This window comes from Serratia sp. G204Y (genome assembly GCF_051172435.1).
GTDB lineage: Bacteria > Pseudomonadota > Gammaproteobacteria > Enterobacterales > Enterobacteriaceae > Serratia > Serratia sarumanii.
The window spans coordinates 1-15,153 of record NZ_JBPIZA010000010.1; the positions used below are offsets into that span (position 1 = coordinate 1).

Annotated in this window: 17 protein-coding genes, 1 tRNA gene and 1 pseudogene; 7 read left to right on the forward strand and 12 right to left on the reverse strand. The window is 61.1% G+C overall.

Features of this window, described 5'->3' with window-relative positions; all coding sequences use genetic code 11:
* Positions 1-127 precede the first annotated feature (127 nt).
* A tRNA-Phe gene (locus ACSBQQ_RS23800) sits at positions 128-203 on the reverse strand.
* A 704-nt stretch (positions 204-907) separates the two neighbouring features.
* Between ACSBQQ_RS23800 and speF the strand changes: the two genes are divergently transcribed.
* A complete protein-coding gene (speF, locus tag ACSBQQ_RS23805) occupies positions 908-3,073 on the forward strand; it encodes an ornithine decarboxylase SpeF (RefSeq protein ID WP_060429433.1) in 2,166 nt (721 codons plus the stop codon).
* A gap of 50 nt (positions 3,074-3,123) precedes the next feature.
* On the opposite strand, the gene mltC is transcribed toward speF, so the two are convergent.
* The 3 genes from mltC to mutY form a co-directional block, all read right to left on the reverse strand.
* On the reverse strand, positions 3,124-4,200 hold the full coding sequence (gene mltC / locus ACSBQQ_RS23810; RefSeq protein WP_033649581.1) for a membrane-bound lytic murein transglycosylase MltC: 1,077 nt from the start codon (positions 4,198-4,200) through the stop codon (positions 3,124-3,126).
* A 63-nt stretch (positions 4,201-4,263) separates the two neighbouring features.
* Positions 4,264-4,536, reverse strand: coding sequence for an oxidative damage protection protein (locus tag ACSBQQ_RS23815; RefSeq protein ID WP_004937404.1), 273 nt, complete (start codon positions 4,534-4,536; stop codon positions 4,264-4,266).
* Positions 4,533-5,633 carry an A/G-specific adenine glycosylase gene (gene mutY, locus ACSBQQ_RS23820; protein ID WP_004937408.1) on the reverse strand — a complete coding sequence of 367 codons (1,101 nt, stop codon included), beginning with the start codon at positions 5,631-5,633 and terminating at the stop codon, positions 4,533-4,535. Before mutY ends, ACSBQQ_RS23815 begins: the two co-directional genes overlap by 4 nt.
* A gap of 177 nt (positions 5,634-5,810) precedes the next feature.
* On the opposite strand from mutY, the gene trmB reads away from it, so the two are divergent.
* From trmB to ACSBQQ_RS23845, 5 genes and pseudogenes are all read left to right on the forward strand, one after another.
* Positions 5,811-6,530 carry a tRNA (guanosine(46)-N7)-methyltransferase TrmB gene (trmB, locus tag ACSBQQ_RS23825; protein WP_004937410.1) on the forward strand — a complete coding sequence of 240 codons (720 nt, stop codon included), beginning with the start codon at positions 5,811-5,813 and terminating at the stop codon, positions 6,528-6,530.
* Complete coding sequence (locus ACSBQQ_RS23830; RefSeq protein WP_025304256.1) at positions 6,530-6,856, forward strand: YggL family protein; 327 nt, start codon at positions 6,530-6,532, stop codon at positions 6,854-6,856. Before trmB ends, ACSBQQ_RS23830 begins: the two co-directional genes overlap by 1 nt.
* A gap of 95 nt (positions 6,857-6,951) precedes the next feature.
* On the forward strand, positions 6,952-7,875 hold the full coding sequence (gene glsB, locus ACSBQQ_RS23835) for a glutaminase B (protein ID WP_033649631.1): 924 nt from the start codon (positions 6,952-6,954) through the stop codon (positions 7,873-7,875).
* 30 nt (positions 7,876-7,905) lie between these two features.
* The gene (locus ACSBQQ_RS23840; protein WP_033654660.1) at positions 7,906-8,628 is read left to right on the forward strand and encodes a DUF2884 domain-containing protein; all 723 of its coding nucleotides are present in this window, start codon (positions 7,906-7,908) and stop codon (positions 8,626-8,628) included.
* 116 nt (positions 8,629-8,744) lie between these two features.
* Positions 8,745-8,831: pseudogene (locus ACSBQQ_RS23845) on the forward strand (DUF2442 domain-containing protein); the annotation flags it as partial.
* A 36-nt stretch (positions 8,832-8,867) separates the two neighbouring features.
* On the opposite strand, the gene hemW reads toward ACSBQQ_RS23845, so the two are convergent.
* Genes hemW through ACSBQQ_RS23875 form a run of 6 tightly spaced genes read right to left on the reverse strand, consistent with a single transcriptional unit; the run spans position 8,868 to position 13,035 of the window.
* Complete coding sequence (hemW, locus tag ACSBQQ_RS23850) at positions 8,868-10,010, reverse strand: radical SAM family heme chaperone HemW (RefSeq protein WP_060388228.1); 1,143 nt, start codon at positions 10,008-10,010, stop codon at positions 8,868-8,870.
* A complete protein-coding gene (locus tag ACSBQQ_RS23855) occupies positions 10,003-10,596 on the reverse strand; it encodes an XTP/dITP diphosphatase (protein WP_060388227.1) in 594 nt (197 codons plus the stop codon). Before ACSBQQ_RS23855 ends, hemW begins: the two co-directional genes overlap by 8 nt.
* A 17-nt stretch (positions 10,597-10,613) precedes the next feature.
* A complete protein-coding gene (gene yggU / locus ACSBQQ_RS23860) occupies positions 10,614-10,904 on the reverse strand; it encodes a DUF167 family protein YggU (protein WP_004948014.1) in 291 nt (96 codons plus the stop codon).
* Entirely contained in the window at positions 10,901-11,455 is a 555-nt protein-coding gene (locus ACSBQQ_RS23865) for a YggT family protein (RefSeq protein ID WP_033635944.1), read from the reverse strand. The genes yggU and ACSBQQ_RS23865 overlap by 4 nt, the downstream gene beginning before the upstream one ends.
* Before the next feature lie 31 nt (positions 11,456-11,486).
* Complete coding sequence (gene proC, locus ACSBQQ_RS23870; protein ID WP_033649586.1) at positions 11,487-12,308, reverse strand: pyrroline-5-carboxylate reductase; 822 nt, start codon at positions 12,306-12,308, stop codon at positions 11,487-11,489.
* 19 nt (positions 12,309-12,327) lie between these two features.
* Positions 12,328-13,035 (reverse strand): YggS family pyridoxal phosphate-dependent enzyme, encoded by a 708-nt coding sequence (locus ACSBQQ_RS23875; RefSeq protein WP_060388226.1) that lies wholly within the window; start codon positions 13,033-13,035, stop codon positions 12,328-12,330.
* A 20-nt stretch (positions 13,036-13,055) separates the two neighbouring features.
* Here ACSBQQ_RS23875 and ACSBQQ_RS23880 point away from each other — a divergent pair, with 20 nt between their 5' ends.
* Positions 13,056-14,078 carry a type IV pilus twitching motility protein PilT gene (locus ACSBQQ_RS23880; RefSeq protein ID WP_039567206.1) on the forward strand — a complete coding sequence of 341 codons (1,023 nt, stop codon included), beginning with the start codon at positions 13,056-13,058 and terminating at the stop codon, positions 14,076-14,078.
* Here the strand turns inward: ACSBQQ_RS23880 and ruvX are convergent.
* Both ruvX and ACSBQQ_RS23890 read right to left on the reverse strand, forming a co-directional pair.
* On the reverse strand, positions 14,075-14,497 hold the full coding sequence (gene ruvX / locus ACSBQQ_RS23885; RefSeq protein WP_015379046.1) for a Holliday junction resolvase RuvX: 423 nt from the start codon (positions 14,495-14,497) through the stop codon (positions 14,075-14,077). The genes ACSBQQ_RS23880 and ruvX overlap by 4 nt on opposite strands.
* On the reverse strand, positions 14,497-15,060 hold the full coding sequence (locus ACSBQQ_RS23890) for a YqgE/AlgH family protein (protein ID WP_033635940.1): 564 nt from the start codon (positions 15,058-15,060) through the stop codon (positions 14,497-14,499). The genes ruvX and ACSBQQ_RS23890 overlap by 1 nt, the downstream gene beginning before the upstream one ends.
* Positions 15,061-15,153 lie beyond the last annotated feature (93 nt).

Sequence of the window (15,153 nt, forward strand, 5' to 3'; positions counted from 1 at the left end):
GCGTTGAACAGCGCTTTAGCGCTGGCCCGCAGGGTGAGGCCTTCAGGCCGAATAATCGAACGCAGTTCGATGGAGAGTCCGTACCCCAGAAAGCGAAAAACCCGCCATAGGCGGGTTCTTCTGAATATGGTGCCCGGACTCGGAATCGAACCAAGGACACGGGGATTTTCAATCCCCTGCTCTACCGACTGAGCTATCCGGGCAACGGGGCGCATTAAACCGTATTGGCCGGATGGCGTCAATCGCTTTCTGTCACAAAGCCGATCGGTTGCTCTATTTTCAGGCAGCGAACCCGGCGGGATGGGGGGCGGGGGGATATCGCCTTTCAATAAATATGCATATAAAACGTGTATTTATACCGATGATACGAGCGTGGGTTCTTATTTTTTAATTAAATAACAATGCATTATGATTTAATCAACGAGCGTTCAATCAAGGCGATTCTTGCTTGAACCCCGCAACGAATCATGCAATCATTGCGCAAATTTTAGCACTCTCCGTTCCCTGACGGTGTTCCCGCTTCTTATAAGCCAGAGGGTTATTGGCATGACTGGTTTTGTTGCTCAAGCGCTGCTGCGCACCAGACATCTGACGCCGCCACCGTTCCGCCGTTGTTTCCTCCGTACGCCATCCGCCCGAATACGCCTGCCGGCCATGCGGTAAAGCCGCCTGATGCTCGCTGTTAGGCATGCGTAAAGCCAGCGCTGCGGCCCTGATTTTACTGATGCCTGTCGGACGCTGCCAAGACCAGTTCCCCCGATAGCCGCCTGATGATCGCCGATCATGAGCCGGTCACGCACGCCGCTTATGCTGCCGTGCCGGGGTATCGCTTTACCGGGATAACCGCGTTATCTCATTACCGTGCCGGTGGCACACCCTCATCCTTCACCGTTTGAGAGTCAGCATGATGAAAGAATTGAAAATCGCGACCAGCGCCAGCCTGGTCGCCACCATTGAGACGTTGCGCCAAATCGTGCGCGTAGAGCAGACGGACTACACCGACGTGGCGGCGGCGGTGGTGTCGGTCGCCGACGTGAACGCCGGCATTCTGGCGCGCTTGCAGGCGACGGGTTTCGACATTCCAACCTTCGTGGCGGTGGAAGGGGATGAGCATCTCTCGCCGGACTATCTGCCGTTCGTCAGTGGGGTTTTCGCGCTGCTGGCCGGCGCCAGCAAGCCGTTCTACATGGCACAGCTGGAGGCCGCCGCCGACGCCTACGAGCAGGCGCTGCTGCCGCCGTTCTTCAAAACGCTGAAGACCTACGTCGAGATGGAAAACTCGACCTTCGCCTGCCCGGGGCATCAGGGCGGCGAGTTCTTCCGCAAGCACCCGGCCGGCCGGCAGTTCTTCGATTTCTACGGTGAGACCCTGTTCCGTTCCGATATGTGCAACGCCGACGTCAAGCTGGGTGATCTGCTGATCCACGAAGGATCGGCCAAGGATGCGCAAAAGCACGCGGCGCGGGTGTTCAACGCCGATAAAACCTATTTCGTGCTCAACGGCACCTCGGCGGCCAACAAGGTGGTGACCAACGCGCTGCTAACCCGTGGCGATCTGGTGCTGTTCGATCGCAACAACCACAAATCCAACCACCACGGCGCGCTGATCCAGGCCGGCGCCACGCCGGTCTATCTGGAAACCGCCCGCAACCCGTTCGGCTTTATCGGCGGCATCGACGCGCGCTGCTTCGACGAACGCTACCTGCGTGAGCAGATCCGCGAAGTGGCGCCGGAGAAGGCGGCGGCGGCGCGGCCGTTCCGGCTGGCGATCATTCAGCTCGGCACCTACGACGGCACGATTTACAACGCTCGCCAGGTGATCGACACTATCGGCCACCTGTGCGACTACATCCTGTTCGACTCCGCCTGGGTGGGTTACGAAGGCTTTATTCCGATGCTGAAAGAGTGCTCGCCGCTGCTGCTGGAGCTGGACGAACACGACCCGGGCATTTTCGTCACCCAGTCGGTGCATAAACAGCAGGCGGGGTTCTCGCAGACCTCGCAGATCCACAAGAAAGACGATCATATCAAAGGGCAAAAGCGCCACTGCAACCACAAGCACCTGAACAACGCGTTCATGCTGCATGCGTCGACCAGCCCGTTCTATCCGCTGTTCGCCGCGCTGGACGTCAACGCCAAGATGCACGCCGGCCCCGCCGGGCGCCGCATGTGGATGGACTGCGTCAAGCTGGGCATCGAGACGCGCAAACAGCTGCTCAAGCGCTGCTCGCAGCTGAAGCCGTTTATTCCGCAGCAGGTGGCGGGCAAAGACTGGCAGGATCACGATACTGACCTTATCGCCAACGACGCGCGCTTCTTCACCTTCGTGCCGGGGGAGACGTGGCACGGCTTCGAAGGCTATGCCCAGGATCAGTATTTGGTCGATCCGTGCAAGCTGCTGCTGACCACGCCGGGCATCGACGCCGCGACCGGCCAATACACCGAGTTCGGCGTGCCGGCCACCATTCTGGCCAACTTCCTGCGCGAGAACGGCATCGTGCCGGAGAAGTGCGATCTCAACTCGATCCTGTTCCTGCTGACCCCGGCGGAGAACCCGGCCAAGATGGAACAGCTGGTGGAGATGCTGGCACAGTTCGAACGCTATGTTGCAGAGGACGCGCCGCTGAGCGTGGTGCTGCCGACGGTGTACCGCAAGAACGAACAGCGCTACCGCGGTTACAGCATTCGCCGGCTGTGCCAGGAGATGCACGATCTGTACGTCAGCTTCGACGTCAAACAGCTGCAAAAGGAGATGTTCCGCCAGGATCATTTCCCGCCGGTGGTGATGAACCCGCAGGACGCCAACGTGGAGTTTATCCGCGATAACGTCGAGCTGGTGCCGATCGGCCAGGCGGAAGGGCGCATCGCGGCGGAAGGCGCCTTGCCGTACCCGCCGGGCGTGCTGTGCGTGGTGCCGGGCGAAGTGTGGGGCGGCGCGGTGCAGCGCTACTTCCTGGCGCTGGAAGAGGGCATCAACCGCCTGCCGGGCTTCTCGCCGGAGCTGCAGGGGGTCTACATCGAGAAAAAAGATCACGGCTGGAAGCGCATCTTCGGCTATATGATCAAGCCATAGAAAAAGGGCCGGTTCGCACCGGCCCTTCTCATTTATCCACGCGGAACGCGTTACTTCCTGCGGTAGCTCTTCTGCGCGGTATTCACTTTCACCAGATAGCGGCGCGACTCGGCGGCCGGGTGCTTGGTGGTCAGCGTCTGATACACGTCGCCCGGCTGCATGGCGTTGATGATGCCCACCGCGCGCGTTCTGTCGCTGGAGAACACCCGCAGCACGCTGCCGGCGCCGCCGTTGTAGGCGGTGATCACCGCATAGCGGCGCGAGGTCGGGTTCTGAATGCCGCCCAGGTAGTTGTTCTGCAGGATCGCCAGGTAGGCGGTGCCGGTGTCGATGTTGTTCTCCGGATCGAACAGGTAGCTGCGGCTCGGGGTGCCCCACTTGCCGCGCATCTGGAACACATCCTTGCCGGCGGTATGCTGCATCACCTGCATCAGGCCCAGCGCGTCCGAACCGCTCACCGCATACGGGTTGAAGCTCGATTCGGTCTGCATGATAGCCAGGATCAGCGACTCGTCCACGCCGTATTTTTCCGACGCCTTGCGCACCATCGGCAGGTATTTGTGCGCACGCTTGTCCAGGTGGTTCGGCACCAGCTGGATGGTGACCGAGTAGATCACGTGCAGGCCGGAGGTGCGTTTTTGCAGCTTGGTCTGCAGCAGGTAATCGGCGAAGTGCGCCGCGCGCCATTCCCAGCGGATCGGCGCGCCCTTGTTATCCAGCACCTGGCCGTACAGGAACGGTTCTTTGCTGATCTGGATATCGTTGGCGTCGGAATAGAGATCGATGGACCCCGGATCGTCACCCATCAGCAGCGTGCTGATTATCGCCTGGCGCAGGTGCGCGGCCGGATCGGTGGTGGCGATGGTCTCGATGGTAATGGCGCCGGTGTCGAAGTTGATGTGGCTGCGGGTTTGGTACTGGTCGGTATATTTGACGTAGTCTTTCGGCCCGGCGATCAGAACTTCGTTCAGACCCCAGATGTTCTCGATGTTGTGGGCGAATTGGCCCATCAGAATGTCGAAACCGTTGGTATCTTTAATCCAGGCTTCGTTGATTTCTTCACTTTTTTTGCCGGAACAGGAGATCAGCAAAGGCGCTATTACGAGCAAAGCTAAAATTTTCTTCATCTTAAAGCCGTTTGGAAGAAGTATAAGAGGGTTGAAGCGGGCCAGCGCCTGGCCCCAACAGCGTTATTCGCTCGGCGGCGTATAGCCTTCGATGTGCACGTCGTGCCCTTCGAACAGGAACTTGATCATTTCCTCTTCCAGCAGCTTGCGGTCGTCCACGTTCATCATGTTCAGCTTCTTCTCGTTGATCAGCATGGTCTGCTTTTTCATCCACTCGCCCCAGGCTTCCTTGGAGATCTCGTTGTAGATGCGCTTGCCGACGTCGCCGGGATAAAGCTGGAAGTCCTGGCCTTCGGCGTCGCGCTGCAGGAAAGTACAAAAAATGGTGCGGCTCATGCTAATTCCTCATCGATGGCGCTATCGCCATATAAGTTTTGTTGGATCGGGGGCTGCTTCGCCAGCTGTTGCAACAAACGGTCTACCGGCGCCGCCAGCCCGACCGACGGCGGCTGCGCTAAGTTATACCAGAGACCCGCGCCCTCATCCATGCCGCTGCCCGCCGCGTCGAGCGACAGCCACATCGGCACGATATCGAGGTGGAAATGGCTGAACGTGTGGCGAAACGCGGTCAGCTGTTCCAGGCGCTTGCCTTTCAGACCGCGCTGCTGCAGCCAGAGTTCCAAATCAACGCGCGCGCTGAACTGCGGGAAGCAGAACAGGCCGCCCCACAGGCCTACCGCCGGGCGCTGTTCCAGCCACACCCGGTCGCCGTGCTGCAGCAATAAGAAGTAGGCGGTTTTTTCCGGCAGGGTCTGTTTGGGTTTCTTGCCGGGGTAGTTGGCCCAGCTGTGATTGGCGTAAGACAGGCAGCCGACGTTGAGCGGGCAGAGTTCACACTTGGGCTTGGAGCGGGTGCAGACCATGGCGCCCAGATCCATCATCGCCTGGTTGAACTGGCCGACGCCCTGCGCCGGGGTGACCTCTTCGCTGATTTTCCACAGCCGGTTTTCGACCTCTTTCTTGCCCGGCCAGCCCTCCACCGCGTAGCAGCGGGCCAGCACGCGCTTCACGTTGCCGTCGAGGATCGGATAGTGTTGGCCCAGCGCCAACGACAGCACCGCGCCGGCGGTAGAGCGGCCGACGCCCGGTAAATCGGCGATTTCTGCGAAGGTTGTCGGGAACTCGCCGCCGTGCTGTGCGACAATGGTCTGCGCCGCCTTGTGCAGGTTGCGGGCGCGGGCGTAATAGCCGAGGCCGGTCCACAGATGCAGCACTTCGTCCAGCGGGGCCTCCGCCAGCGCGCGCACGTTGGGAAAACGGGCCATAAAGCGCTGAAAATAAGGAATGACGGTGGCAACCTGGGTCTGTTGCAACATCACCTCGGAGAGCCATACTTGATAGGCGGTTTTCTCCAGCTGCCACGGCAGGGTCTTGCGGCCGTAGCGCTGATACCAGTCAAGCACCACCTGTGCGAATTGTTGTGCTTGCATCATGAGCAGCGTCGTTATCCGGCAGAAAATGAAGCGAGATTGCAGCATAGAGTCATGGTGCTGTAAACCGGAACTTTCCGACGCCGCACGGCGGGTACAGAAGATGAACACTTGCTAAACCAATGTATCTTTGCATAATGCGCGTTTCCCTAATTGGCAGCCAAACAGACAGAAAGCACTATGATTAATGACGTCATCTCCCCGGAATTTGATGAGAACGGCCGCGCGATGCGCCGTATCCGCAGTTTTGTCCGCCGCCAGGGGCGGCTGACCAAAGGCCAGCAGCACGCGCTGGAGAACTATTGGCCGGTGATGGGCGTGGAGTATCAGGCTGACGCTGTCGATCTCGCCGCGCTGTTCGGCCGCGAAGCGCCGACGGTGCTGGAGATCGGTTTTGGCATGGGCGCCTCGCTGGTGACCATGGCGGGCAACAACCCGCAGCAGAACTTTTTAGGGATTGAGGTGCACTCGCCGGGCGTGGGCGCCTGCCTGGCCGACGCCCACGAGGCGAAGCTGAGCAACCTGCGCGTGATGTGCCACGACGCGGTTGAGGTGCTGGAAAACATGATCCCGGACGGCTCGCTGGACATGGTGCAGCTGTTCTTCCCCGATCCGTGGCACAAGGCGCGCCACAACAAGCGCCGCATCGTGCAAACGCCGTTTGTCGAACTGGTGCTGCGCAAGCTGAAGACCGGCGGCGTCTTCCACATGGCCACCGATTGGCAACCTTATGCGGAACATATGTTAGAGGTTATGAACGGGGTCGCAGGCTACCGTAATCTTTCCAGCGATAATGATTACGTGCCGCGTCCGGATTCGCGCCCACTGACGAAATTTGAATTACGCGGCCAGCGCCTGGGACATGGCGTTTGGGACTTGATGTTTGAGAGGAAAGAATAATGGCTAAGAACCGCAGTCGTCGTTTACGTAAAAAGTTGCACATTGAAGAATTTCAGGAGTTGGGTTTTTCCGTAGCTTGGCGCTTCGCCGAAGGCACGTCGGTGGAAGACATCGACAGCACGCTGGATACCTTCATCGATGAAGTGATCGAGCCGAACGGCCTGGCGTTTGACGGCAGCGGCTACCTGCAGTGGGAAGGTCTGATCTGCCTGCAGAAGATCGGCCACTGCACCGACGAGCATCGCGAGCTGGTGAAAAACTGGCTGGAAGCGCGCAAACTGAGCGACGTTAAGGTCAGCGATCTGTTCGATATCTGGTGGGATTGATCGCGCTTGCCCGATGAGCGCGGCTTCGCGCCGCGCCGTTTTATTGATCTAAGGTGCCTTAACGGCGCCTTTGTTTTGCCCGGAGTGTGACCGAGGTGGTAACAACATTGGATAACGCGTTGCTGGAGGAGATCCTGCAACAGGTGCGCCCGTTGATTGGCCAGGGGAAAGTGGCCGACTACATCCCGGCGTTGGCGGAAGTGCCCGCCGATCGGCTGGCGATCGCCGTCTGCACGGTGGACGGCGAACTGTTCCAGGCCGGCGACGCCGCGGAGCGCTTCTCCATTCAGTCGATCTCCAAAGTGCTGAGCCTGACGCTGGCGTTGACGCGCTATCAGGAGCCTGAGATCTGGCGGCGCGTCGGCAAAGAACCTTCCGGCCTGCCGTTCAATTCGCTGCTGCAGCTGGAGATGGAACAGGGCAAACCGCGCAATCCGTTTATCAACCCCGGCGCGCTGGTGGTGTGCGACATGCTGCAAACCCGGCTCAGCGCCCCCAAACAGCGGATGCTGGAGGTGGTGCGCCAGCTGGCCGGCGAAGACGACCTGGCCTATGACCTGCGGGTGGCGCGCTCCGAGTTCGAACACTCCGATCGCAATGCGGCCATCGCCTACCTGATGAAGTCGTTCGGCAACTTCGAGAACGACGTGATCACCGTCCTGCAAACCTATTTCCACTACTGCGCGCTGCGCATGAGCTGCGTGGAGCTGGCGCGCAGCTTCGTCTATCTGGCCAATCACGGCCGCGATCTCAACGGCGAGACGGTGATCAGCCCGCTGCAGGCCCGGCAGATCAACGCCCTGATGATGACCAGCGGCATGTACGACGGCGCCGGCGAATTCGCCTATCGGGTGGGGATGCCGGGCAAGTCCGGCGTGGGCGGCGGCATCGTGGCTATCGTGCCGGGCGAGCTGTCGATCGTCGTCTGGTCGCCGGAGCTGGATGCTTCCGGCAACTCGCTGGCGGGAACTGCGGCGCTGGAACTGTTGTCTCAACGTATCGGTCGTTCGATTTTTTAATCCCAATCTGGATGGGAGTCAGGAGAAGCTATGTTGAAGAAAACCGGGTTAGCCTTACTGCTGCTGGCGGCGACTGCCGCGCAGGCCCACGCCGAGTACCAATGCAGCGTTAAACCCCAGGATGATGTGATCATCAGCCCGCAGAGCGTGCAGGTGAAAGGCGCCAGCGGCGACCTGCAAATTTCGCCGGATGGCGACGTGATCCGCAACGGCCAGGCGCTGAGCCTGAACGACAGCCAGCGGCAGAAAGCCTTCAGCTACCAGAGCGCGCTGCGCAAGCAGCTGCCGTGGATCGACGACGGCGCGCAGCAGCACCTGGAGAAAGCCCGCTCGTCGCTGGATAAGGTGATCGTCAAAGAGCTGGGCAGCAACAGCAACGTGCGCAACCGGCTGACCACCCTGAACGGCCAGCTGAAGCAGCAGATGAACCGCATCATCGAACACCGCAGCGACGGCCTGACCTTCCACCACAAGGCGATTGACCAGGTGGAACAGGACGGCCGCAACATCGTGCAGCAGAGCATGGGCGGGGTGCTGCAGGACAGCCTGAACGAGATGGGCGTCAAACAGGCCGCCAACAGCGGCGGCAACCCGCTACAGGCGATCATGGGCAACCTGGGCGGCTTGCAGAAGGCGATCCAGAACGAATGGAACAACCAGGAGCAGGACTTCCAGAACTTCGGCCGCGACGTTTGCAACCGCGTCACCGCACTGGAAACCCAGCGCAAGGATCTGCTGAAGGCATTGAAGTAACGGATAGATATCGCATATCCATATCAGAGACGCTGAGGCGAAGCGAAATTCTGGTTGATACCTATCAGGCATTGTTTTTGGAGGCTTGGCATGAGTACGGCTAAACGCGTCAGCTTTGGGACGCGTTGGACGAGGATGTTTCCGTTGAGGGATTGCTGAAGGGGCGTGGCGACGTGACGCATCGCCCTCATAATGCCGCCTGAACATGAAAAAAAGCGCTGATTATTCAGCGCTTTTTTTTACTCGTCGTCCGCCAGGAACAGTTCCAGCAGCGAGTTGAGGAACAGTTTGCCCTTCTCGGTGATCTGCCAGTGCTCCGCGGTTTCTTCCAGATAGCCTTTGGCCAGCGCTTCGTCCAGCTGCGGGCGAATGACGCTTTCCGCCAGCCCGGTGTAGTTGACGAAGTCGGCGCGCGGCGCGGCTTCCAGCAGGCGGAAGCGGTTCATGAAGAATTCGAACGGCCGATCCGCCGTCGCCACCTCATGCTGCTTGTCCATGTAGTCGCCGCGCATAAAGCCGCGCGGGTGCTTGGTCTTGGCGGTGCGCAGGATGCGCCCGTCGCTGAAGGTCACCTTGCCGTGCGCGCCGCAGCCGATCCCCAGATAGTCGCCGAAGCGCCAGTAGTTGAGGTTGTGCTGGCATTGGTAGCCCGGCTTGGCGTAGGCCGAGGTTTCATACTGCTGATAGCCGGCGGCGCTCAGCAGCTGGTGGCCGCGTTCGAAGATGTCCCACAGCGCGTCGTCGTCCGGCAAGACCGGCGGGCGCGAGCTGAACAGGGTGTTCGGTTCGATGGTCAGCTGATACCACGACAGGTGCGGCGGATTGAGGGCGATAGCCTGGCGCAGATCGTCCAGCGCCTCTTCCAGCGACTGATCCGGCAGGCCGTGCATCAGATCGAGGTTGAAGCTGCGTAGGCCGAGGCCGGTCGCCAGCGTCGCCGCGCGCTTGGCCTCTTCCGGGCCGTGGATGCGCCCCAGGCGGGTCAGCTTCTCGGCGCTGAAGCTTTGCACCCCGATGGAGATGCGGTTGACGCCGGCGCGCTGGTAGCCACTGAAGCGATCGGCCTCCACGGTGCCGGGGTTGGCCTCCATGGTGATTTCGGCGTCGTCGGCGACGTGAATGCGCGCCCGCACGCCGTCCAGCAAGGCTTGCATCGCCTCGGCGCTCAGCAGGCTGGGGGTGCCGCCGCCGATGAAGATGGTGCTTATCTCCCGGCCGCCGGCCAGCGGCAGGTCGGCATCCAGATCCGCCAACAGATGATCGACATACTCCTGATGCGGCACGTCACCCTTCAGCGCATGGGAGTTGAAGTCGCAGTACGGGCATTTCTGCACGCACCACGGGATGTGGATGTAGAGACTCAGCGGGGGCAGCTTAAGCATTGCGCATGCCTTCCAACATCAGCTTCAGCGCCTTGCCACGGTGCGAAATCGCTCGCTTCTCGTCGCGGCTCAGCTCGGCGGCGGTGCGGCCCAGCTCCGGCACATAGAAGACAGGATCGTAACCGAAACCGCCTTCGCCGGCGGCTTGCTCGGTGATTTCGCCGGCCCAGCTGCCGTGGAACACCAGCGGCGTCGGATCTTGCGCATGGCGCAGATAGACCAGCACGCAGTGGAATTGCGCGCCGCGCCGGCCTGGCGCCACGTCTTTCAGCGCCGCCAGCAGCTTGTCGAGGTTCTGCCGATCGTCGGCGTCTTCACCGGCGTAGCGCGCGGAGTAGATGCCCGGTGCGCCTCCCAGCGCGTCTACCGCCAGGCCGGAGTCGTCGGCGATCGCCGGCAGGCCGGTGACCTGTGCCGCATGGCGCGCTTTCAGAATGGCGTTTTCGATAAACGTCAGCCCGGTTTCTTCGGCGGATTCCACGCCCAGATCGGTTTGCGCGACCACGTCCAGGCCGAAATCGGCCAACAGGTCGGCGAGTTCGCGCACTTTGCCCGGGTTACCGGTGGCAAGAACGACTTTTTGCATAATGACTACCTTGAAAATTATTCGATGAGCGCCGCGACCACGGCGGGGATCTGTTGCGGATTCACGATGCGTAACTGTTTATGCCGCCCCAGTTCGCCTTTCTCGATGGTGACGTTGCTTTTCGCCACTTTGAACTGCTTGGCGATAAACTTGATCAGATGGGCGTTGGCTTGGCCGTCGACCGGCGGGGCGGTGATGGCGACTTTCAGTTCGTCGCCATGCAAGCCGATAATTTGGTCGCGGCTGGCTTTCGGCTGAATATATAGCCTGATCGCCAGCCCGTCCAGCACCGGAGTGACTGCACTCACAGCAGGAACCAGATCTCGCCGAACAGATCCATGCCCAGGTAATTGATCAGATAGAGGATCAGGATCACCACCATGGCGGAAAAGTCGATGCCGCCCATCGCCGGGATGATGCGACGGATCGGCGCCATCAAGGGTTCGGTGAGCTGGTACATTACATAGTCGATGGGGCTGCGGCCCTGACTGATCCAGCTCATCAGCGCACGAATGATCATCACCCAGAAGATCAGGTAGCCGGCAGACTTCACCAGCGAGATCAGGCCGAACAGCAGGTTATAGGGGCTGAGCGACATCGCGCCGCCCTGGATCAGCAGCAGCAGCGGGTACTTGATGGTCATCAGCAGGAACGCCAGCAGCAGCGAAGCGCTGTCGATGGGCCCCAGCGACGGGATGATGCGGCGCAGCGGGCCGACCACCGGCTGGGTGATCTTCACCACAAACTGCGAGAACGGGTTGTAAAAATCGGTGCGTGTCCATTGCATCCAAATGCGCAGCAACAGCACCATCACGTACAGATCAATAACGGTCTTGACCAGGAAAGTCAGCGTTAGCATGAAGTGGTCCTTCTCCTTAACTCATGGTTATTTAAAATAATTTTTCCATCTCTTGCGCGCGGGAAACGGCGGCCTGCATCGCTTGCGCCACGGTTTCCGGCAGCTGGCGTTCATTGAACACCCGCAGCGCTTCAGCGGTGGTGCCGCCTTTGGAGGTCACCTGCTCGCGCAGCGTGCCCAGCGGCGTATCCGGGTTGGCTTCCACCAGCGCGGCGGCGCCGGAAGCGGCCTGCTGCACCAGATCGCGCGCGGTCTGGCTGTCGAAGCCCATACGTTCGGCCTCTTGTTGCATCGCCTCCATAAACAGGAAGAAATAGGCCGGGGCGCTGCCCGCGGCGGCGATCACGCCGTTGATGCCATTTTCGTCATCGACCCAGCAAACTTTACCGACCGACGCCATTAAATCGCCGGTGTAGTCGCGATCCTGCTGGCTGACCTGCGCCGGCGCGTACAACCCGCTCATGCCCTTGCCGACCAACGACGGGGTGTTGGGCATGATGCGCACGATGTCCAGCTTGTCGCCGAGCAGCTGATAGAAACGGTTGACCTGAATACCGGCGGCGATCGACAGCACCAGTTTGCCGCTGAAATCGACCTGCTCGCGCAGCGGTTGGCAAACGTCGGCCATCATCTGCGGTTTGACCGCCAGCACCACTACTTCGGCCGCGCGCGCGCAGGCGACGTTGTCGCCGCTGCTGACGATGCCATAGTCCGCCGCCAGCGCATCGCGGTTTTTCGCCGAAGGGGCGCAGACGCTGATGGATTTGGCCGGATAGCCGCCCGCCACCAGGCCGGCGATGATTGCACGCGCCATGTTGCCGGCGCCGATAAAGGTAATCTTGCGATGTTGCATCAAATCCCTCGTCTGTTTGTCAGGCCTGCGAGTAGTCGCGGGCGCCAAAAATTGCGGTGCCGATGCGCACCAGGGTGCTGCCTGCGGCAATCGCTGCCGCCATATCGTCCGTCATGCCCATAGATAGCGTATCGGCCTGCGGATAACGCTGACGCAGGGCGAGAAAGGCATCGTTCATCTGGTTGAATACCGCCAGCTGCCGCTGATAATCCGCTTCTGGCGCCGGGATGGCCATCAGGCCGCGCAGCGTCAGGTTCGGCAGCGCGGCGATCGCTTCGGCCAGCGCTGGCAGTTCGCTTAACGCGATGCCGGATTTGCTTTGCTCGTCGCTGATGTTGATTTGAATCAGCACGTTGAGCGGCGGCATGCCGGCCGGGCGCTGATCGCTCAGGCGCTGGGCGATGCGCAGCCGATCTACGGTGTGGCACCAGGCGAAGTGTTCCGCCACCAGCCGACTCTTATTGGATTGCAGCGGGCCGATAAAGTGCCACACCAGCTCGCTGTCCTGCGGCGACTCGGCGAAATGCCGGATCTTGTCTACCCCTTCCTGCACGTAGTTCTCGCCGAAGGCGCGCTGGCCGGCGGCGATGGCTTCTTCGATCGCCGCCACAGGTTTGGTTTTGCTGACTGCAAGCAGGGCAACTTCTTCTGGCGCCCGCGCGCAGTTTTGCGCGGCGGCCGCGATGCGGTTTCTGACATCCTGCAGGTTCTGTTGGATAGTGCTCATTATTGACCCGGGAGAGTGATATGGATATCGATGAATTCGTGGCCCTTAGTGTAAAGCATAATGCTTCCGATCTGCACCTTTGTGCCGGTCATCCGCCGATGTTGCGCATCGACGGTGAACTGCAGCCGCTGGCGGCGGCGCCAACGCTGACGGCGCAAGGCGTGCAGGCCCTCTGCGACGGATTGCTGAATGCGCAGCAGCGCGAGAGCCTGCGGCGGCTGGGGCAGGTCGATCTGGCGCTGCACCGGCCGGGCGGGGAGCGGCTGCGGGCCAACGTTTTTCAGCAAAGCGCGGGGATGTCTCTCGCATTGCGGCGCATCGCCGGGCAGGCGCCCTCGCTTGCCGAGCTGGCGGCGCCGGCCATCGTCCCGGCGTTGCTGCGGCGCGACGATGGGCTTCTCCTGGTCACCGGCGCCACCGGCAGCGGCAAGTCCACCACGCTGGCGGCGATGATCGACGAGATCAACCGGCACCAGCCGCGGCACATTTTGACGCTGGAGGATCCGATCGAATTCCTGCACCGCAGCCGGCGTTCGCTGATCCAGCAGCGGGAGATCGGCCGCGACAGTCACAGCTTCGATGCGGCGTTGCGCGCCGCGCTGCGCGAAGATCCGGATGTGATCCTGCTGGGTGAGCTGCGCGATATCGCCACCATCCGGCTGGCGCTCACCGCGGCGGAGACCGGGCATCTGGTGCTGGCGACGTTGCACACCCGCAGCGCGCCGCAGGCGGTGGAACGGCTGGTGGACGTGTTTCCGGCGGAAGAGAAACCCTATGTGCGCGCCCAGCTGGCCGGCAGCCTGCAGGCGGTGATCGCGCAAAAGCTGATGAGGCGGCCCGGCGGTGGGCGAGTGGCGATCTTTGAGGTGCTGACGGCGACGGCGGCGGTCAGCAACCTGATCCGCGAAGGGAAAACCCATCAGTTGGCGAGCGTGTTGCAAACCGGCGCGCAGTCCGGCATGCAAACCTTTGAGCAAGGTTTGCAGCAGCGGATCGACGCCGGCGTGTTGGGGGAGAGTGCGGGGGAGGGAACGGAGGGTTAACCCAGCTGCCGTTCGAACCAGCTTTCGAGGATCACCACCGCAGAGGCGGAATCCACGCTGCCTTTGTCGAGCGCGCGGAAGCCGCCGCGATCGAACAGGTTGGCGCGCGCTTCCACGGTGCTCAGGCGCTCGTCATGCAGATCGATTTGGATGCCGAAGCGGCCGTGCAGGCGGTTGGCGAACTTGCGCGCCTGGGCGGTCACGGGTTGTTCGGTGCCGTCCATGTTCAGCGGCAGGCCGACCACCACCAGATCCGGCTGCCACTCCTTCAGCAGCTTTTCGATTTTCAGCCAGTCCGGCGAGCCGTCCTGCGCTTTGAAGGCCGGCAGGGCGCGGGCGCTGCCGGTCAACTCCTGGCCGACGGCCGCGCCGATGCTTTTGGTGCCGAAGTCGAAGGCGATAATGGTGCGGTTGCTCATCAGGCGTGTCCTGCGTGGTTGGCGATGCTGCGAATGTCGATACCCAGAAGGTTCCCCGCTTCGCGCCAACGGCTGGCGATCGGCGTGCGGAACAGAATGTCGGTGTTGGCCTCGATGGTCAGCCAGGCGTTCTCCAACACCTCCTGCTCCAGCTGGCCCTTTTCCCATCCGGCATAACCCAGCGCCACCAGCACGTCGTCCGGTTGTTCCGGGGTGCCGAGCGTTTCCAGCACGTCTTTCGAGGTGGTGATCATGGTGTTGGGGGAGATTTGAATGCTGGCGCCGAAGCCGTGGCGCGGCGTATGCAGGATAAACCCGCGATCGTCCGCCAGTGGGCCGCCGGCGAACACCGGCTTGTCCAGGCTGATGGCCGGATCGCGCGCAGGCGGCATGATCTTCAGCTTGCTCAATACCGTGGCTACCGTGAACTGCTCCACCGGTTTATTGATCACCAAACCCATGGCGCCTTCTTCGTTGTGCTCGCAGACGTAAATCACCGAGCGCTTGAAGCGAGGATCCTGCAGGGTGGGCATGGCGATCAGAAAATGGTGCTGTAAATTCATGGCGTTAGTATAAGGTAATCAATGGGTGAGAAAATAAACAGCCGCCAGTATGCGGCTATACCCGCCGCCTTTCAAGCCGCGAAAAGGCGGCTT